Source organism: Streptomyces sp. Je 1-4 4N24 (assembly GCF_026239515.1).
In the GTDB taxonomy this organism is placed as follows: Bacteria; Actinomycetota; Actinomycetes; order Streptomycetales; family Streptomycetaceae; genus Streptomyces; species Streptomyces nigrescens.
The window spans coordinates 8,283,843-8,301,400 of record NZ_CP110836.1; the positions used below are offsets into that span (position 1 = coordinate 8,283,843).

At 72.3% G+C, this 17,558-nt stretch carries 19 protein-coding genes; 12 read left to right on the forward strand and 7 right to left on the reverse strand.

Annotation, left to right across the window (positions count from 1 at the left end):
- Positions 1-13: 13 nt before the first annotated feature.
- The 5 genes from SLV14N_RS35925 (at position 14) to SLV14N_RS35945 (ending at position 5,118) form a co-directional block, all read left to right on the forward strand.
- A complete protein-coding gene (locus tag SLV14N_RS35925; protein WP_263272605.1) occupies positions 14-946 on the forward strand; it encodes a LysR family transcriptional regulator in 933 nt (310 codons plus the stop codon).
- Positions 943-1,821, forward strand: a complete 879-nt coding sequence (locus SLV14N_RS35930) for a sugar nucleotide-binding protein (RefSeq protein ID WP_263273391.1) — start codon at positions 943-945, stop codon at positions 1,819-1,821. Before SLV14N_RS35925 ends, SLV14N_RS35930 begins: the two co-directional genes overlap by 4 nt.
- A 353-nt stretch (positions 1,822-2,174) precedes the next feature.
- Positions 2,175-3,248 carry an ABC transporter substrate-binding protein gene (locus tag SLV14N_RS35935; protein WP_263272606.1) on the forward strand — a complete coding sequence of 358 codons (1,074 nt, stop codon included), beginning with the start codon at positions 2,175-2,177 and terminating at the stop codon, positions 3,246-3,248.
- A gap of 77 nt (positions 3,249-3,325) precedes the next feature.
- Positions 3,326-4,333, forward strand: a complete 1,008-nt coding sequence (locus tag SLV14N_RS35940; RefSeq protein WP_262371188.1) for an iron ABC transporter permease — start codon at positions 3,326-3,328, stop codon at positions 4,331-4,333.
- Entirely contained in the window at positions 4,330-5,118 is a 789-nt protein-coding gene (locus tag SLV14N_RS35945; RefSeq protein WP_263272607.1) for an ABC transporter ATP-binding protein, read from the forward strand. The genes SLV14N_RS35940 and SLV14N_RS35945 overlap by 4 nt, the downstream gene beginning before the upstream one ends.
- Positions 5,119-5,136: 18 nt before the next feature.
- Here SLV14N_RS35945 and SLV14N_RS35950 read toward each other — a convergent pair whose 3' ends face one another.
- Together SLV14N_RS35950 and SLV14N_RS35955 are read right to left on the reverse strand one after the other, a co-directional pair.
- On the reverse strand, positions 5,137-6,090 hold the full coding sequence (locus tag SLV14N_RS35950; RefSeq protein WP_263272608.1) for an isocyanide synthase family protein: 954 nt from the start codon (positions 6,088-6,090) through the stop codon (positions 5,137-5,139).
- Positions 6,084-7,352, reverse strand: a complete 1,269-nt coding sequence (locus SLV14N_RS35955) for a cytochrome P450 (RefSeq protein ID WP_208686855.1) — start codon at positions 7,350-7,352, stop codon at positions 6,084-6,086. Before SLV14N_RS35955 ends, SLV14N_RS35950 begins: the two co-directional genes overlap by 7 nt.
- A gap of 262 nt (positions 7,353-7,614) precedes the next feature.
- On the opposite strand from SLV14N_RS35955, the gene SLV14N_RS35960 reads away from it, so the two are divergent.
- From SLV14N_RS35960 to SLV14N_RS35970, 3 genes are all read left to right on the forward strand, one after another.
- Entirely contained in the window at positions 7,615-7,896 is a 282-nt protein-coding gene (locus SLV14N_RS35960) for a hypothetical protein (RefSeq protein ID WP_208686857.1), read from the forward strand.
- An 80-nt stretch (positions 7,897-7,976) separates the two neighbouring features.
- Complete coding sequence (locus SLV14N_RS35965) at positions 7,977-10,295, forward strand: cation-translocating P-type ATPase (RefSeq protein WP_263273393.1); 2,319 nt, start codon at positions 7,977-7,979, stop codon at positions 10,293-10,295.
- The gene (locus SLV14N_RS35970) at positions 10,292-10,765 is read left to right on the forward strand and encodes a copper chaperone PCu(A)C (protein WP_208686861.1); all 474 of its coding nucleotides are present in this window, start codon (positions 10,292-10,294) and stop codon (positions 10,763-10,765) included. Before SLV14N_RS35965 ends, SLV14N_RS35970 begins: the two co-directional genes overlap by 4 nt.
- 107 nt (positions 10,766-10,872) lie before the next feature.
- Here the strand turns inward: SLV14N_RS35970 and SLV14N_RS35975 are convergent, their stop codons facing one another.
- Positions 10,873-11,466, reverse strand: a complete 594-nt coding sequence (locus SLV14N_RS35975) for a sigma-70 family RNA polymerase sigma factor (protein ID WP_208686863.1) — start codon at positions 11,464-11,466, stop codon at positions 10,873-10,875.
- 49 nt (positions 11,467-11,515) lie between these two features.
- Between SLV14N_RS35975 and SLV14N_RS35980 the strand changes: the two genes are divergently transcribed.
- Positions 11,516-11,806 carry a zf-HC2 domain-containing protein gene (locus SLV14N_RS35980; RefSeq protein WP_263272609.1) on the forward strand — a complete coding sequence of 97 codons (291 nt, stop codon included), beginning with the start codon at positions 11,516-11,518 and terminating at the stop codon, positions 11,804-11,806.
- 216 nt (positions 11,807-12,022) lie between these two features.
- On the opposite strand, the gene SLV14N_RS35985 is transcribed toward SLV14N_RS35980, so the two are convergent.
- The 4 genes from SLV14N_RS35985 to SLV14N_RS36000 form a co-directional block, all read right to left on the reverse strand.
- On the reverse strand, positions 12,023-12,775 hold the full coding sequence (locus SLV14N_RS35985) for a PE-PGRS family protein (RefSeq protein WP_263272610.1): 753 nt from the start codon (positions 12,773-12,775) through the stop codon (positions 12,023-12,025).
- Between the two features lie 182 nt (positions 12,776-12,957).
- The gene (locus SLV14N_RS35990) at positions 12,958-13,254 is read right to left on the reverse strand and encodes a hypothetical protein (protein WP_208686869.1); all 297 of its coding nucleotides are present in this window, start codon (positions 13,252-13,254) and stop codon (positions 12,958-12,960) included.
- A 221-nt stretch (positions 13,255-13,475) separates the two neighbouring features.
- Positions 13,476-13,691, reverse strand: a complete 216-nt coding sequence (locus SLV14N_RS35995; protein WP_263272611.1) for a ferredoxin — start codon at positions 13,689-13,691, stop codon at positions 13,476-13,478.
- Positions 13,692-13,695: 4 nt separating this feature from the next.
- Positions 13,696-14,886: a cytochrome P450 gene (locus SLV14N_RS36000; protein ID WP_263272612.1), complete on the reverse strand. Its 1,191-nt coding sequence runs from the start codon at positions 14,884-14,886 to the stop codon at positions 13,696-13,698.
- Positions 14,887-14,999: 113 nt separating this feature from the next.
- Between SLV14N_RS36000 and SLV14N_RS36005 the strand changes: the two genes are divergently transcribed.
- From SLV14N_RS36005 to sbnA, 3 genes are all read left to right on the forward strand, one after another.
- The gene (locus tag SLV14N_RS36005) at positions 15,000-15,650 is read left to right on the forward strand and encodes a TetR/AcrR family transcriptional regulator (RefSeq protein WP_208686875.1); all 651 of its coding nucleotides are present in this window, start codon (positions 15,000-15,002) and stop codon (positions 15,648-15,650) included.
- Between the two features lie 146 nt (positions 15,651-15,796).
- Positions 15,797-16,204 (forward strand): hypothetical protein, encoded by a 408-nt coding sequence (locus SLV14N_RS36010; protein WP_263272613.1) that lies wholly within the window; start codon positions 15,797-15,799, stop codon positions 16,202-16,204.
- A gap of 404 nt (positions 16,205-16,608) precedes the next feature.
- Positions 16,609-17,556 carry a 2,3-diaminopropionate biosynthesis protein SbnA gene (gene sbnA, locus SLV14N_RS36015; protein WP_263272614.1) on the forward strand — a complete coding sequence of 316 codons (948 nt, stop codon included), beginning with the start codon at positions 16,609-16,611 and terminating at the stop codon, positions 17,554-17,556.
- Positions 17,557-17,558: the final 2 nt, after the last annotated feature.

Here is a 17,558-nt window from a genome sequence, read left to right on the forward strand (position 1 = left end):
TAGGATGACGGGCGTGGATCTCACTGCCGTGCGCACCGTCGTCGCCGTCGCGGACGCGGGACAGTTCCAGGAAGCCGCCGCCACCCTGTCGATCACCCAGCAGGCCGTCTCCAAGCGCATCGCCGCGCTGGAGAAGGACCTCGGTGTGCGGCTGTTCACCCGCACCGCACGCGGCGCCCGGCTCACCATCGACGGGCAGGCGTTCCTGCCGCATGCCCGCGAACTCCTCCGTGTCGAGGAGCGGGCCGCCGCTTCGGTGCGGCCCGGAAGCCGTGCGCTGCGCGTCGATGTGATCGGCCGACGGCTCGGGCCGGCGGTTCTGCTGCGTGACTTCCACCGCGCGCATCCCGGGACCGCACTCGACGTGGTGACCACCCTCTTCGACGCCGACGCGGCCCTCGCCGCGGTCCGGTCGGGCACGATCGACGCGTCGTTCCGCGCGGTCACCCTGCCCGCGCGGCAACTCCCCGACGGCGTCGAGGCCGCCCGGGTCTTCGATGAGCCCATCCAACTCCTCACCGGGCCGGCCCATGAGCACGCCGCCGCCCGCGCGGTCAGCCTGACGCAGCTCGCCGGGCACCGGATCTGGATGCCCGGCGTCATCGCCGGTACCGAGTGGGCCGCCTACTACGACGAACTCGCCGCGGAGTTCGGCCTCACCATCGAGGCGACCGGCCCCGACTTCGGCACCGAGCCGCTCCTCGACACGATCGCCGACTCCGCCTCGCTGGCAACCTTCGTCGGCGCACAGACCCGCCTGGTCTGGCCCGCCGACCAGGACTTGCGGCGCGTGCCCGTACACGACCCCACACCGGTCTACCCGCACTCCCTGATCTGGCGCAGCGACAACCCGCACCCCGCCCTCACCACACTCCGCACCTACGTCGGCGCCACCCGGCCCGCCCACCGCGACGACGCGACATGGACACCGGCATGGGCGCGATGAAGGTCCTGGTCATCGGCGGCAGCGGGTTCCTGGGGACGGAACTCGTGCGGCAGGCGACGGCTGCGGGCTGGGAGACGGCAGCGACGTACCACTCCCGCCCCGGCAGCATCCCCGGAGCCGCGTGGTACCGGCTCGACCTTCGTGCCTCCGGGCACATCGACGAGGTACTGGCCACGGTTGCCCCTGACGCCGTCATCAACGTCACGAGCGGAGGGAGCAACTGGGCGGTGACCGCCGACGGCTCGATCCGCGTGGCGATGGCCGCGACGAGACGCGGTTGCCGGCTGGTCCATGTCTCCAGCGACGCCGTGTTCTCCGGCTCCCGTGTTCACTACGACGAGTCCTGCCTGCCCGACCCTGTCACCCCGTACGGCGCGGCAAAGGCCGCCGCTGAGACCGCTGTGCGGCTCCTGGCACCGGCCGCCGCGGTCGCCCGCACCTCATTGATCATCGGAAACGGCGGCTCCGTGCACGAGCGGCTGGTGCACGCCCTGGCTGCCGGCACACGTGACGGCGTCCTGTTCACCGACGACATCCGCTGCCCCGTGCATGTCGCAGACCTGGCCTCCGCGCTGCGGGAACTCGCCCTGTCCGACCGGCCAGGGATATGCCACCTCGCCGGAGCCGACGCCCTCAGCCGCCATGAACTCGGCGTTCTCATCGCCCGACGCGACGGACTCGACGCCACCCGGCTGCCCGCCGGACGCCGGGCCGACACCCGCATGCCCGGGGCCCTGGACGTCCGCCTCGACAGTCGCGCCACCCAGCGGCACCTACGCACCCGGCTGCGTGGCGCCTGGGAGTTCCTCCACGTCCGCCACGACGCGCTGCCTCACGACGATGCGGACGAGGACGCCAAGGCGGACACTCCCTAGACGCTCCCGCCCGCTGACAGCTCCGGGCCCGGCGCCCCTGCATCGTCCGCATCGGCCACCTCCGTCACACCCGTCGCATCCGTCGTCATCAACCAGCCTTCCGGTGCTGTGGTGACGCGTCACCTTAGTTCGCTCCCGCGGCGGCGACGAGTGCGGCCGCCCGTGGGCGCCCGGTGGGGACTGCCGGTGCGCGTACGGGGATTCCTCCGGCCGAAAAGGGCGCGGTCGTCCTGGAACCGCCCCCGGTGCCCGGCCGACTACCTGTGCCGGGTCGCGTCTGCGGCCCGCCGGACGCCGCGGCGGCCGGTGACACGGCCGGTGAACCGGCTGGTGAGGCATAGGGGAGAAGCGCCATGCGTCCTTGGAAGTTGTGCGGTGTCGCGGTAGTTGTCGCGCTGGCCGCCACCGCGTGCGGCAGCGGAGAAGGCGGCGGGCCGGGTACGGACCAGGGCGCGCCGGGACGCGGCGGGGCCGGCTTTCCCGTACGGGTTGCCGACTGCCAGGGCGCCACCACCACGTTCGCCGCCGCGCCGCGCCGGATCGTCACCAGCAATGCCGCCGCCCTGGAGATGCTGCTGCGGCTGGGCGCGGGCGACCGGGTCATCGGGACCGGATTCCCGCCCGGCAAGGGCACGTTGCCCGGTGGTCTGGACGCCAAGGCGCGGAAGGTGCCGGTGCTGTCGAAGTCCGTCATCCCCAAGGAGAAGCTGCTCGGCTCGGGCGCCGATCTGTACATCGATTCCTTCGCGGCGATGAAGACCATGGGCGGGGCCGGAGACGCGCCGACCGCGGAGGAGTTCACGGCGGCGGGGATCAAGCACCTCTACCTGGCGTCGACCGCCTGTGCGCCGATGGCCAAGAAGCCGCAGCGCGATCTGTCCGGTGTGGAGGGGGACATCAAGCGGCTGGGCGCGGTGACCGGCACCGCCGAGCGGGCGGACGCCCTCGTCGCGGGGATGCGGGCGAAGACCGACAAGGTGCGCCGGGCCGTGGGCGATATCCCGCCCGGCAAGCGGCCGACGTACTTCTTCTTCGACTATGACGCGGGAACCAAGCAGCCGGTCGCCGTCTGCCGCAAGCAGGTGGCCAACGCCGTGATCGGCCAGGCCGGGGCGCGCAATGTCTTCGAGGGCTGTGACGGGGACTTCAAGCCGGTCTCCTGGGAGGACGTGGTCGCCAAGAACCCGGACTGGATCCAGCTCGGGGTCCGCAACCGGGGCGATGCGGCGGCCAACGCCAAGGCGTACGACGAGGCCGCGGCGTTCCTGAAGAGCTTCCCCGCCACCAAGGGGCTCGCGGCGGTGCGGAACGGGAAGTTCCTGCGCATCGGCTCGGAGCGGACGACGATCGCCGGTGTCGGCAACGCGGACACCGTCGAGGAGATCGCGCACACCCTCCACCCCGCACGCTTCAAGGCGGCGCGCTAGTGGCCGCGACGGTCGCCGATCCGCACGGATGCGAGGAGCGGGCCGAGGGGGCCGGGCGACGGACCCCGCTCGCCGGGCTGCTGGCCGTGGGGCTCGGTGTCGCGCTGGTGGTGGCCCTGACGGCGGCGGTCTCCCTGGGCGCCACCGATATCGCGCCCGGCCATGTCTGGTCGGTGGTGTTCCGGCGGCTCGGCGGTGCGCCGCCCCGGCCGGGCACCGACGACCTGATCGTGTGGCAACTGCGCGTGCCCCGCGCCCTGTTGGCGGCACTGGTCGGGGCGGGGCTCGGCCTGGTGGGGACCGCGACCCAGGCACTGGTGCGCAATCCTCTGGCGGACCCGTATCTGCTGGGGATCTCCAACGGCGCGTCGCTGGGCGCGGTCACCGCCATCGTGCTGGGCGTCACGGCCGGTGGCGGCCTGGGGCTGGGGCTCTCGGGGGCCGCGTTCGCCGGTGCGCTCGGCTCGTTCGCGCTGGTGTGGTGGATGGCCCGGCGCGGCGGGGGATTCTCCCCGCTGCGTCTGGTGCTGGCCGGTGTCGGGGTCGGACAGTTCCTGTCCGGCTTCACCAGCTACCTGGTGCTCCAGGCCGGCGATGAACAGCAGACCCGTAGCGTGCTGTTCTGGCTGATGGGCAGCCTGAGCGGGGCCACCTGGCGGGTGCTGTGGCTGCCGGCGCTCGCGGTCGCCGCCGGTCTGCTGGCCCTGCAGGCCCGGGCCCGCGCCATGAACGCGCTGATCATGGGCGATGAGACCGCGGCAGGGGTGGGCGTGGACGTCACCCGGCTGCGTCGCGAGCTGTTCGTGGTGGCCGGTCTGCTGACCGGTGTACTGGTCGCGGTCTCCGGGGCCATCGGCTTCGTGGGCCTGATGGTCCCGCATCTGTGCCGGCTGCTCATCGGCGGCGACCACCGCCGGCTGCTGCCGCTGTCCGCGCTGACCGGTTCACTGCTGCTGGTGGTCGTGGACCTGGTGTGCCGTACGGCCATGGACACCCAGGAACTGCCGATCGGCGTGGTCACCGCGATGATCGGGGCGCCCGCCCTGCTCTTCATCCTGGACCGGCGGCTGGAGGCGGACCGGTGAACGTCGAGATCGAGGAGCTGCACGTCGGCTACGCGGGACGCGATGTCGTCGCCGGAGTGCGGCTGATGGCGGCGGCCGGTGAGATCGCCGGGCTGGTCGGCCCCAACGGCAGCGGCAAGTCCACGGTGCTGCGCACCGTCTACCGGCATCTGCGGCCCACCGCCGGTCGGGTCCTGCTGGCCGGGACCGATATCCGCACGCTCTCACCGGGCCGGACCGCACAACAGGTCGCCGCGCTGCCCCAGGAGCGTGGCAGCGACTTCGAGCTGACCGTACGCGAAGTGGTGACCATGGGCCGTACGCCCTACAAGCGGGCCTTCGCCGGCGAGGACCGCACCGACCGGGAGAGGGTGGCCCGCGCGCTGGCCGCCGTCGGCATGGCCGGACAGGGCGCCCGCCGCTTCTCCACCCTGTCGGGCGGTGAACGTCAACGGGCGCTCCTGGCACGGGCGTTCGCCCAGGGCCCGGAGGTGCTGGTGCTGGACGAGCCCACCAATCACCTCGATGTACGCCACCAGGTGGAGCTGCTCGCGCTGCTGCGCGCGCAGCGCCGTACCACCCTGATCTCGCTGCACGATCTGAACGCCGCGGCGTCCCTGTGCGACCGGCTGCATGTGCTGCACGCCGGACGGGTGGTGGCGTCCGGAACGCCCCGTGCGGTGCTGACACCGCAGCTGCTGGCCGAGGTGTTCGGGGTGCGCGCCGCGGTGACCGACCATCCGCTCACCGGGGACCCGTTGATCGCCTTCGACCACCGGGAGCCGCTGCCCGCCGACGGCGGGTGACGCCCACCCCGCGCCCCCTCACCCGGCCATGAAGTGGCTCGGCCGCCCCTGGCGATACACCAGCCGGCCGAGCCGCTCGGCATCCGCCCGGTGCAGCAACTCCCGCCGCCCGTCGGCATGTTCGAGCACACAGGAGTGCCAGGGCGTCAGCCAGGCATCGGGTGCTTCGAGCAGCCGGATGCCGAACTTGGCCGAGCCCCGCGGCTGCGGATGGATGGAGAGCCGGAACGCCCCCGGATGGTGCGCGGCGATCAGCTCGCCCCAGGCGCGGCTGCGCTGCATCACCCCGTAGGCGCGCCGGCGGCAGCTGCGCTGTAGCGCCGAACGAGTCCCCGCGAAGGCGACGGAGTCCTCGAAGAGGAACCGGGTGATGCCCTGGTAGAGCCGCCGGGTCGGCTCGTCGCTGCGGGTCAGGGACCGCAGGGTGTCCAGGCCGGGGGCGTAGCGCTCGTGGACCAGGGACCGCTTGGCGTCGTGCGACAGCCGCTGCCCGTAGACATCCCGCAGATCGAAGACGTCGAGCCGGGTCAGGCCCTCGTCGTGGATCAGTGCGCGCAGCGCGTCGGCATACGCGTCGATGTCACGGTCGGGTACCTGGATGAGGTCGCTGAAGACATGTCCGTCCGAGCAGATCACCACCCGGGCGCCGGGCGGGTGGTGAGCCGCGATGCGGGCGCAGAGCGCGTCCAGGAAGCGCAGTGCCAGCCGTTCGCCCTCGTCGGGGAGGTGGCCTAACACCTTGGCCGGGTTGGGCGACTTGCAGGGGAAGCCCGGAAGGGTGAAGACGATCGGCTCGCCCGCCGTCACCGGCACGGCGAGCTGCCCCAGCTGGGCGGGGAAGCAGTCGGGGGTGTCCCCGTGGCCGGTGTCCAGGGTGCGCCGGTAGGGCAGAAGCGCGCCGAGCACCTCGGCACAGCGGGCGAGGTCGTCGGAGGGCGCCACCGGACGCGGTGGCGCCGGGCTGGTCAGCACGCGGCATCGGGCCCGTTCACGCCGGAACCCGCATACGGGCAGCGGCCGTAGCTCACCGGCAGCCGGCCGACGCCGCGCGCCAGGACCGCCGGGGTCCATTCCAGCTCGTCCTCCGGGACGGCGAGCCGCAGGTCGGGCAGCCGTCTCAGCAAGGTGCCCAGGGCGATCTGGAGTTCGATACGGGCGAGTGTGGCGCCGGGGCAGAAGTGGATGCCGTGGCCGAAGGCGAGATGGGGGTTGGGGGTGCGGTCGAAGTGCAGGGCGTCCGCATCGGGGAACCGCCGGGAGTCGCGGTTGGCCGCGCTCAGCGAGACGATGACGGAGTCGCCCGCCGGGATCCGGGTACCGTGCAGCTCGGTGTCCTCGGCGAAGAACCGCCAGGTCGTCAGCTCGAAGGCGCTGTCATGGCGCAGGAGTTCCTCGACGGCGCGGGGCAGCAGCTCCGGCCGGGCGGCCAGTTCGGCGAGACGGGCGGGGTGGCGCAGCAGGGTGACCAGTGCCGTGGTGATCTGGTTGGTGACCGGTTCCTGTCCCGCGACCAGCAGTTGGAAGACCATCGAATCGAGCTCCTCCTTTCCGAGCCGTTCCGCGTCGCGGGCGGCCACCAGCCGGGAGAGCAGATCCTCGCCGCACTCGGCGCGTTTGTGGCGCACCAGGTCGGCGATGTACTGCTGCAGCCCGCGCAGCCGCGCCTCGTACGCCGGCCGGCCCGGGTCCTCGGGTCCCACGGGCTGGACGACCTTCCCCCAGTCCCGGTCGAAGCGGTCCGCGAACTCCTCGGGCAGTCCGATGACTTCGGCCAGCACCTGGAAGGGGAAGCGGGCGGCGAAGACCTCGACCAGGTCGGTGCCGCCGCTGTCCGGGAGCCCGTCGAGCAGGGCATCGGCCATTCCCTGGAAGCGGGGGCGCAGCGACTCGACGCGCTGCGGTGCGAAGGCATCGGTGATCAGCCGGCGCAGCGCGGTGTGCCGCGGCGGGTCCTGGTGGAGCAGATGCACCTGGAGCTGGGAGTGCTGGGGCTCGGGCATGATCGAGGCGCGGGCCCGCCAGGCCGCGTTGCCCCGCGAGTGGTGCTTGCCCAGCCGGGGGTCGGTGAGCGCCTGGTGCGCGGCGTCGTAGCCGGTGACGAGCCAGGCGCACACCCCGCTGGGGAAGCGCACCCGGTGGACCGGGCCGCGCTCCCGCAGCTCGGCGTACAGGGGATAGGGGTTGCGCTTGTACTCCGGCCCGTACAGTGCGACGGGTTCGGACGACGGTGACACGACGGCCTCCTCAACGGCAGGGGTGCGGCGCCCGGTTGGCGCGGCGTTGGAGAGGTCGGGCAGCGGGCGTGCCGAGTTCCCGTCGGGGAAGGTGATTTCGGCCGGACGCGGGAGAAACGCGGCGGCGCGGGGGACACCGCCCAAACCCAGTTAGTCGGACCCGGCGCCCGGTGAGTTCCGGCGGCGGAACGGGACAAACCTCACGTGCTCACAAGACCCCGATCGCCCGCTCGACGCCGCCGTCAGCTGCCACGATGACGCGATGTCCAGCTCTTCGGCCGACCGCAGTCGGCCCCCTCTTCGCCAGGCCGTCACACGGCTGCTGCCCGCACGGTCGGTCATCGGTTTCCTCGCGCTGCTGGTGGTGCTCGGCATGCTGTCGTACGCGGCCGGGACCGCCGCCGGGCCGGTGGCCCCGGGGCTGCGCCCGGCCGACGGGGTCCGTACGGGAGAGTCCACGCCCGCCGATGACGGGGACATGGGCGGGATGCACGGCATGGGCGCCCCGGCCCCCCGCCCGGTGCCGCTGGGAGCGCCGCGATGACGCCGGAACCCCGGCCCGGTACCCCGTCGCCGGACCTCGCTCCCGCACCGGCCCGCAGCACCACCCTCACGGTCGGCGGGATGACCTGCGCCGCCTGTGTGGGCCGGGTCGAGAAGAAGCTCGGCCGGCTGGACGGCGTCGCCGCCACGGTGAATCTCGCCACCGGCCGGGCCACGGTCAGCCACCCCGCGACGGTCTCCGTCACCGACCTCATCACCACCGTCGAGGCGGCCGGCTTCACCGCACAGCTCCCCGAACCCGCCCCGGAGGCGGACCCGGAGGACCGGCTGTCGCCCACCGACCGCCCGGACGCCCCGGACGCCCAGGGCTCCCAGGATTCCCAGGGCTCCCAGGGCTCCCAGGACGACGGTGCCCGCGCCGAGCGGCACCGGCTGCTGGTGACCGCCCTGCTCTCGCTCCCCGTCCTGGTCCTGTCGATGGTGCCCGGCTGGCAGTTCCGTGACTGGCAGTGGCTGTGCTTCGTGCTCGCCGCACCCGTCGCCGTCTGGGGCGCCGCCCCCTTCCACGCCCGTGCGCTGCGCGGTCTGCGGCACGGCGCGGCCACCATGGACACCCTGGTCTCCCTGGGCGTCGCCGCCTCGTTCCTCTGGTCCGCCTATGCGCTGTTCTTCGGCGGGGCTGGGGCGCCGGGTATGACGATGCCGTTCAGCCTGCTGCCCACCGCCGGGGACGGGGCGGCCCACCTCTACCTCGAAGCCGCCGTCGGCGTACCGCTGTTCGTGCTGGCCGGACGGCGGATGGAGGCCAGGGCCCGGCGCGGCACCGGCGCCGCACTCCGCGCCCTGGCCGAACTCGCCGCCAAGGACGTCGCCGTACGGACGCCGGAGGGCGAGCGGCGCATCCCGGTGAGCCGGCTGCGGGTCGGCGACCACTTCCTGGTCCGGCCCGGCGAACGGGTCGCCACCGACGGCACCGTGGTCGAGGGCAGTTCCGCCCTGGACCTGTCCCTGATCAGCGGCGAGAGCCGCCCGGTGGAGGCAAGTCCGGGCACGGCGGTCGTCGGCGGCGCGGTCAACTCCGGTGGTCTGCTGGAGGTACGGGCCGACGCGGTGGGCGCCGACACCCAACTCGCCCGGATCACCCGGCTCGTCGAGGACGCCCAGACCGGCAAGACCAAGGTCCAGCGGCTCGCCGACGCGGTGGCGGCCGTCTTCGTGCCCGCCGTAATGACCGTCTCCGTCAGCGTGCTGGGCTTCTGGCTCGGCGCCGGGGCCGAGCCGCAGGCCGCGATCACCGCCGCGGTGGCCGTCCTCGTCGTCGCCTGTCCCTGTGCGCTGGGGCTGGCCACCCCGACCGCCCTGCTGGCCGCCACCGGCCGGGGCGCCCAGCTGGGCATCCTGGTCCGGGGGCCGGAGGCGCTGGAGCGACTGCGCCGTATCGACACCGTCGTCCTCGACAAGACCGGCACCCTCACCACCGGCCGGATGAGCGTCACGGCCCTGACCCCGCGCACCGGCGGTCTCGACGCCTCGGCGGCGCTGCGGCTGGCCGCCACCGTCGAGCAGGGCTCCGAGCATCCGCTGGCGCGTGCGGTCACCGCCCACGCCGAGGAACGGCAGCCGGGTCAACCGCTGCCGCCCGTCGCGGACTTCAGCGCCACGCCGGGGTACGGCGTACGCGGCACCGCGGACGGGCGCCGGGTGGAGGTCACCCGGCCCGGCGACCTCACCGGTCTGCCGGCCCCGCTGCCGGACGCGGTGCACACCGCGGAGGCGGCCGGCCACACCGCCGTCCTGGTCACCGTCGACGGCACCCCGGAGGCCGTCCTCGCGGTCGGCGACGCGCTCCGTCCCGACAGCTATCGCGCCGTCGACCACCTGCGCCGCCTGAGACTGCGGCCGGTGCTGGCCACCGGCGACCGCGCCGCCACCGCCCGCGCGGTGGCCGGCCATCTCACCATCACCGAGATCCATGCCGAGGCCAGCCCCGAGGACAAGGCCGCCCTCGTCACCACGCTCAAGGAACAGGGCGGCCGGGTCGCCGTCGTCGGCGACGGGGTCAATGACGCGGCCGCCCTCGCGCTCGCCGACCTCGGGATCGCCATGGGCAGCGGCACCGACGCCGCGATCGGCGCGGCCGATGTGACCCTCGTACGCGAGGACCTCCAGGCCATTGCCGACGCCGTGCACCTGGCCCGCCGCACCCTGGGAACCATCCGCGGCAACCTCGTCTGGGCCTTCGGCTACAACCTCGTCACCGTGCCGCTCGCCGCCGTCGGCCTGCTCAGTCCGATGGTGGCGGCCGCCGCCATGTCCGCCAGCTCGCTGCTCGTCGTGGGCAACAGCCTCCGGCTGCGCGCCTGGCGGCCGGGCGGCGCCGGCACGTCCGCCCGCCGCCCCCACAGCCCCCGGGCGCAAGCACGTTGGGAGACCCGATGAAACGGCTGCCCCTCTCGGCCGTCGCCGTACCGCTGCTCACCTGTCTGGTGACCCTCAACGCCCTCGCCCTCTGGACCGTCACCGGCAACGCGGGGACCCCCGCGGCGCTGAGCGTCCCCGAGGGGCGGGTGCTGATCGCCGGCGGATCCGATGCCACCGCCGCGTTCTTCACCATCCGCAACACCGGCGGCGCGGACGACGTCCTGACGGGTGTCACCGGTCCGGCCGGCCATCGCGCGATGCTCAGCCGCAGCGTCGACATCGGGAACAACGCCCGGAGCATGGCGATGGTCCGCACCGTCACCGTCCCGGCCGGCGCCGCACTGACGATGATGCCGAGCACCCTGGACGTCATGGTCAGCCCGCCGCCCCGGCTCGCGCCCGGCGACCGGCTCACCTTCACCCTGCACTTCCGCCACAGCCCACCGCAGACCGTACGGGCCCGGGCGGTACGCCCCGGCGACGAGTGAGGAATCAGCCGGAGCCGGAGCGGGAGCGGGAACCGGAGCCGCGACGGGGCTCATGGACCGGGCCCTTACCCGCCCATGAGCCCCGCCGCCGGTGCGCGAGCGGCCCGTCAGGCCACGGCATCCGCGTAGACCCGCGGCCCCTCGGCCGGCTCGGGCCGCTCCGCGTCCGTCAGCAGCGCGACCAGCGTCTCCCGGGCGCGCGCCACCCGGGACCGCACGGTCCCGATGGGACAGCCCATCACCCCGGCCGCCGCCGCGTACGGCAGCCCCAGCAGCTGGGTGAGCACAAACGCCTCCCGCCGCTCCGGCACCAGCGCCGCCAGCAGTTCGGCCAGCGCGACACCCTCGTCGAAGCCGGGCACCCCACGCGGCTGCACCCGTTCCGCGGCCGTCTGCCAGTCGTCCGTCGCGGCCAGCCGGGGCCGGGCCGCATGGGACCGGATACGGTCCGCCACGACCCGCCGGGCGATCGTCAGCAGCCAGGTCCGCGCCGAGGACCGGCCCTCGAACCGCGGCAGACTGCGCAGCGCCCGGACATAGGTGTCCTGCACCAGATCGTCGGCCGCCTGCGGATCACCGCTCAGATGCGTCACATAGCGCCGCACATCGAGCTGAGTGGCCCGCACGAACTGCTCGACGGACCGCTCGTCACCGGTACGGGCGGCCAGCGCCCAGCCCGTCACCGCCTCGTCATCCCGCATCCCGCGACCGCCCCTCGCCGCACAGCCCGGCTTCGGGGAGGATGGACACATGCTCTGCTCGCGCATCCGTACGGCTCTCTCCGCCCGCCTCGACGGCGAGGAACTGCCCCCCGGACTCACCGCCCGCCGGCTCGACGGCCATCTCGCCGGCTGTCAGGACTGCCGGCGGTGGAACGCGCAGGCACTCGCCCTGACGGCCGGCCTCGACCGCACCACCGCGCACCGCGAAGACGACCGGGCGGCCGCCGATGCGCTGCTCGCCCGGCTGCGGTCGGCCTCCGTCATGCCGGGCCCGGTCTCTCCCGGCACGGCGGACACCGGTGGCAAACGAGCCGGTTGACGCGGCGGCCCGTGGGCGCCCGCCCCCCTCGGCCGATGCGTCGGAATCGGACGCGGGCAGCGGTGCCACCGGCATCCGGACAGGAATCATCATCTGGAGTCCTTCGCATGATCCGGTCACCGCGCTCCGGCGGGGACCGGTGAAGTCGGAGCCGGGACCCCGGGCGCATGCCAATGGCGCCCGTCCGTCCACCGGCTCGGGAATTCGACCGCGCTGTCAGACGACAGCCGGCTCCTGCGGCGGACCCCGCAACGACCTCGTATACGCCAGCAACGCCTGCCGCACCGCGTGCCGCGGCTCCTGCCGGGCGGTGCGTACGGCGGGCCGCGCCTCGGGCAGCGCGATCCGCAGGACCAGCACCAACGGCGCGAACAGCCAGACCGACACGCTCCGTACGAGCCGGAAGGCGGCCCGCTCGCCGCCCCACAGCCATCCGGCGCTGAGCAGTGCGACCAGCAGGTGGGCCGCGAGCATGCCGGTCGCGCTGCCGTGCATCCCCGGCATCTGGTGCATGGGGGCGGCCATGTCTCCCATGTGGTCCATGCCCTGCATGGAGGACCCGTGCCCCGTCGAGGGCATGGCCGCCATCTGCTGATGCATCAGCCGCGTCAGCTCGGCGTGGTCACGGCCGGCGGACTGCATCCCCTGAGCGCCGCACAGCCAGCTCTCCGCCCACTGGCGCGCGAGCGACCGTCCGCCGCCACCGGAACCGGCGACCGCCTGGCCGAGCGAGAAGACGGTGTGCAGGGCGGCCTGGGTACCGACGGTCAGCAACCCCACCAGCAGCGGGCCCCGTTCACGGCCCGCACAGCACCAGGCAGCGGCCGCGGTCCCGGCACCGGCAGCGAGCAGCACCCAGCCGGGAATCACGGCATCCGACATCACCACGTGGCCCAGCGCAGCGAGCAGCACACAGACCGCCGCGAACACCGCGGCACGCAGCCCCCTGAGAACCTGCCCCGCATCCATGACAGGCCTATCGTCGCACCCCGGTTTCACGGGGGAACGAGAGGGGGCCCGACCTGCCGTTTCCCGTGCTGTCGGGGGGTCTTCGGCGGGGCCGCGGGCAGTTGCCCGCGGGCCGTCCGTACACAGCACCGTCGCCCGCCCCGATGGTTCCGGGGCGGGCGACGGTGGGACGCTGACGCGGGTCAGGACATGTTCTCTTCGGCGTCGAGGTACGCCTTGATCCTCTTGTCCAGCGCATTGGCCTGCGCACGGGCGCGCTTGGCGGCCTCGTGCTCGCCTTCGTGGTCCAGACGCGCGGCCTTGGCCTTCAGGTCGGCGGACTGCTGGCGCAGCTCGTCGATGTTGACGCTGATGCCGCCCCCGGCCGCCACGCTCTGCCGGCCGGCGGCCGTGGTGGCGGCCTGCGCGGGCAGCGCCGCAAACAGCACGCCTCCGGCCACGGCCGCCGTCACGGCGAGTACGGAAATACGTCGACGCATGAGATCCCCCTCTGGTCGAAAAATAGGTCGTTACCAGTCAGTAAGCCTACATGAAGTGATCTTGTGCTCCGACACTGAGGGTGAGCAATCGGGGTGGCTGCGCACGAAGGGTCGACGCGGACGGCCAACTGCCGTACGGAGACGGGGAGTTACCGCCTGACCAGGGACGATGTCGCAAACGGGGCGTGGCGGCCGCCACGCCCCGTCACCTCCGCGGTGCCCTACGGCCGGGGTCCGAGGACCTTCGCACCGTCCCGGACAGTGATGGCCATGGCCGGGCAGACATCGGCGGCGTCCAGGGCGCGTTCGTCCTCCTCGATCCGGTCCTTCAGCGGGCGGGCATGCGCGCCGTCCACGACGAAGAGGTCCGGTGCGATGGCGGCGCAGGACCCCGAGGCGATGCACTGCCGCGGGTCGATCTCCACCTCCCAGGTCATCCGCTCACCACCCCACCGGCATGACCCGCGGTCCGCGCACCAGCATCTCGCTCTTCCACACCACGTCACCGGCCAGCCGCAGTTCCGGGAAGCGGGTGATCAGGGCGCCGATCGCCTCTTGGAGTTCCAGGCGGGCCAGGGGCGCACCGAGACAGTGATGGACGCCGTGGCCGAATCCGAGGTGCTGATTCCCGGTCCGGGAGATGTCCAGCGCGCCGGGTGTGTCGAAGCGCAGCGCATCCCGGTTGGCGGCGCCCACCGCCACCAGGACCGGGGTCCCGGCCCGCACCAGCGTCCCGCCGACCTCGACGTCCTCGGTCGCATAACGGGGCTGGCTCGCGCCACTGCCCAGCGGAACAAAACGCAGCAACTCCTCCACCGCACCGCCGATCAGCTCCGGCTGCTTGCGCAGCAGGGCGAGCTGGCCCGGGTGGTCCAGCAGTGCGAGCACGAAGTTGGGGATCTGGGTGGCGGTGGTCTCGTGCCCGGCGACCAGAATCCCGACGCACAGGTCCACCAGCTCGAGCTCGGACAGCCGGTCGCCGACGTCCCGGGCGTCGATCAGCGCCGTCATCAGATCGTCCCGCGGGGCGCGCCGGTGTTCCTCGATCAACTGCCGCATATAGGCGCGGAGTTCTTCCATATTGGCGTCGAATTCCGCCGTGGTGAGGGAACTTGTCGACAAGGCGGCATCGCTCCACACCCGGAACCGCGGCCGGTCCTCGGCCGGCACCCCGAGCATCCGGCAGATCACGGCGACGGGGATGGGCAGGGCGTAACGGTCCACCAGGTCGGCGGGCGGCCCGGCCGCCACCAGCTCGTCGAGCAGCTCATGCGCCAGCTGCTTGACCTGCGGCCGGAGCTTCTCGACCTGACGGACGGTGAAGGCCTTGGCCACCAGCGTCCGCAGCCGGGTGTGATCGGGTGGGTCCATCCCCAGGATGCCGCTGTCCCGGCGTCCTTCGGACGGCCGGGGCTCGTCGTGCCGCGCGCTCTCGGCGCGGCTGAAGCGCTGATCTCCGAGGACGAACCGGGCCTCGGTATACCGGGTCACGAGCCAGGCCGGCTCGCCGTACGCCATGCGGACCTTCAGCAGCCCGGGACGGTTGCGGGCCTGTTCGTACTCTTCGGAAAGCTCAAGGCTCTCGGGGACATTGAAGGGGTAGGAGAGGGGTGCTGTGTCGGCTGCGGTCAAGGCGACCTCCCTTGTGTAAGCACCTGCTTACATCACGGTAAGCCGCCCCCCGGAGGCGGTCAACGACGCATTGTGGCCGTCATCGTGACGGGCCAACGGAGAGGAGCGTGGCGATGGCAAAGACCCCGCAGCAGGGCACGGCGAACGCCTCCCGGCGGGACGCGCAGGGCACCCGACTGCGGTTGCTCGACGCCGCATCGGAGCTGTTCGCCGAGCGCGGCTACGAACGGGCGACGGTACGCGACATCGCGTCCCGGGCCGGGGTCAACCAGGCCCTGCTGTTCCGCTACTTCGGCTCGAAGAAAGCCCTGTTCGGAGAGGTGATGGCGCGTGGCGGCCACGAGCAGCTGCGGACCACTCCCGCCGAGCGGCTGTTCGAGGTCGCGCTGCGCGGCATGCTGGCCGGCGGCGGGGAGGGCGCCGACCGCTCGCTGGAGGTGTGTCTGCGCTCCATCGGCGGCAGCGACGAGATAGCGGAGGCGCTGCGCGGGCTGGGGGAGGAGTACGCGGAGGTCCTCGCCACGCTCTCCGCGTCCGAGACCGGCAGCCTGCGCGCCGATCTGGCACTGTCCTGGCTGCTGGGAATTGGCTTGATGCGAGTGGTCGTCGCCAAGGAGCCGCTGGCGAGCGCCGACCCCGACACGGTCTGCGCACTCGTCGCGGGCGCCCTGGGAAACCTGTTGGAGAGCCTGCCGGTGGAAGGGCCGACGGACGGGTCGACGAACGGGCCGACGGACGCGGAAAGCGGCGGCATTCCGGAGTGAACAGCCGGACAGCGGTGTGGGTCGTTGCCGTGCGTGCTGCGTTCCAGTGACTCTGCGGCGGGTCGCAAGTCGGTGGACAAATGCCCGCTTATCGTCGCCTTTGCAGGAAATATTCATTTTCTGCAGAGTCGAGTGAAGGTGGAAACATGCTCCGTTCGATCCCGCGCGGCCTTGCAGTGGCCGGCCTGACCGCGGCTGCCCTCGTGGTGCCGACGGCAGGCGCCGCCACCGCCGCGACCGCGCCTCCCAGCAGCTCCCAGGACACCAAGTGCGCCTCGCACAGCTGTGTCAAGGGCCACCACGGCAAGCAGCAGAACAACCGCCACCAGGGCCGCGTCGGGCACCGTGGCCACGACGGCTATGACGGCTTCGGCCGCGACCGCCGCGACGGCTACGGCTATGGCCGCGACGGCGGTTACGAGCGCGACGGCTACGGGCGCGACGACTACGGCCGCGACGGATACCGCGACGGATACCGCGACGGCAATGGGCGTGACGGCTCCGGTCTGGGCAGGAATGGCCTGCTCAACCTCGGCCTGCTCGGCCTCCTCTAGTACCCGTCGGACAGTGCGCGGTGGGCCCGGGGGCATGACCCCGGGCCCACCGCATGTCCGGGTCCTGCGGAAGTTCCTCACCCGCTGACCTCACCAGGAGTAACGGCAGGTCAGGAGCGGTGCCCATGGCCGGGATCCGGCCACATTTCACGATTCAACGGTTTTGGCGTCCATATAATCGTTGTCATCGGCCTTGCGTAGTGGCAGGATTGTTCTGTCGCATCGCGAATGGGGGATTTGTGACATCGGGGGACGGGGGAAGAGTCCCTTCTGCGTAGCGCGCACCTGACCCGTGCGCCGACCAACAAGCCCGTGGGCTCCTCGCTTCGGCGAGCGCAATTGCTTTGCGCTGCCCATTTTCAACGGTTTGGATTCTGGTGATAGCGGAAGAAGTTTATGATCTCGTGCTGGATGATCTCTTCATCCGGCTTGACCAATTAGTTCCCGGCAGTTCAGTCTTCCTCAAACTGGAAGGCCTCAATCCTGCCGGTTCGGTAAAACTCAAAACGGCTGTCGCACTGGTCGCCGCGGCCGAGGATTCCGGGCGCTGCTTTCCGCGGACCCGGCTGATCGAGTCGACGTCGGGAAATCTCGGCGTCGCCCTGGCGATGGTGTGCGCGGCCAAGGGCTACCGGCTGACCTGTGTCACGGATCCCAACGCCACCGTCCAGTCGAGGCGCCTGATGGAGGTTCTCGGCGCCGAAGTGGTGGTCATCGATACCAGGGACGCCCACGGCGGCTATCTGCAGTCGCGCATCGACTACATCGACGAGCGGCTGCGCCACGAGCCCGACCTGTTCTGGCTCAACCAGTACGCCAACCCGGCCGGGCCGCAGGCCCATCGGGACCGCACGGGCCGTGCGCTCCTCGAGGAGATCGGCCACATCGACTACGCCTTCATCGGGGCCGGAACGACCGGCACCCTGATGGGCTGCGCGGAGTACCTGCGCCGCCACAGCCCCGCCACCCGGATCATCGCGGTGGACGCCGAGGGCTCCGTGACCTTCGGCGGGCCCGCGGCCCGCCGCCACATTCCCGGCCTGGGGACGAGCAGACGGCCGGAAATTCTGGACACCGGGAATATCGACGAGGTCGTGCTCATTTCCGAGTCGGCCGCCGTCGAGATGTGCCGGACGCTGGCCGAAGAACGCGGGCTGCTGCTGGGGGGCTCGTCCGGCACGGTGCTGTGCGCCGTACAGGACGCCGCGAAGGGAATCCCGGACGGAAGTGTCGTGGTGGCGATTTCACCCGACTTCGGGGACCGCTACCTGGAGACCATCTACAACGACGCATGGGTGGCGCAACGCTGGCCCGAGGCCGTCGGCAACAAAATATCTCAGGCACCGGCCTGAGT

What these genes read in the sequence shown, in the direction of transcription:
- SLV14N_RS36005 (WP_208686875.1), top strand. Translation starts at nt 15,000, where the DNA reads ATGGCAAAGACCCCGCAGCAGGGCACGGCGAACGCCTCCCGGCGGGAC.
- SLV14N_RS35930 (WP_263273391.1), top strand. Translation starts at nt 943, where the DNA reads ATGAAGGTCCTGGTCATCGGCGGCAGCGGGTTCCTGGGGACGGAACTC.
- SLV14N_RS35990 (WP_208686869.1), bottom strand. Translation starts at nt 13,254, where the DNA reads ATGCGTCGACGTATTTCCGTACTCGCCGTGACGGCGGCCGTGGCCGGA.
- SLV14N_RS35965 (WP_263273393.1), top strand. Translation starts at nt 7,977, where the DNA reads ATGACCTGCGCCGCCTGTGTGGGCCGGGTCGAGAAGAAGCTCGGCCGG.
- SLV14N_RS35970 (WP_208686861.1), top strand. Translation starts at nt 10,292, where the DNA reads ATGAAACGGCTGCCCCTCTCGGCCGTCGCCGTACCGCTGCTCACCTGT.
- SLV14N_RS35960 (WP_208686857.1), top strand. Translation starts at nt 7,615, where the DNA reads ATGTCCAGCTCTTCGGCCGACCGCAGTCGGCCCCCTCTTCGCCAGGCC.
- SLV14N_RS36010 (WP_263272613.1), top strand. Translation starts at nt 15,797, where the DNA reads ATGCTCCGTTCGATCCCGCGCGGCCTTGCAGTGGCCGGCCTGACCGCG.
- SLV14N_RS35975 (WP_208686863.1), bottom strand. Translation starts at nt 11,466, where the DNA reads ATGCGGGATGACGAGGCGGTGACGGGCTGGGCGCTGGCCGCCCGTACC.
- SLV14N_RS35995 (WP_263272611.1), bottom strand. Translation starts at nt 13,691, where the DNA reads ATGACCTGGGAGGTGGAGATCGACCCGCGGCAGTGCATCGCCTCGGGG.
- SLV14N_RS35935 (WP_263272606.1), top strand. Translation starts at nt 2,175, where the DNA reads ATGCGTCCTTGGAAGTTGTGCGGTGTCGCGGTAGTTGTCGCGCTGGCC.
- SLV14N_RS35980 (WP_263272609.1), top strand. Translation starts at nt 11,516, where the DNA reads ATGCTCTGCTCGCGCATCCGTACGGCTCTCTCCGCCCGCCTCGACGGC.
- SLV14N_RS35985 (WP_263272610.1), bottom strand. Translation starts at nt 12,775, where the DNA reads ATGGATGCGGGGCAGGTTCTCAGGGGGCTGCGTGCCGCGGTGTTCGCG.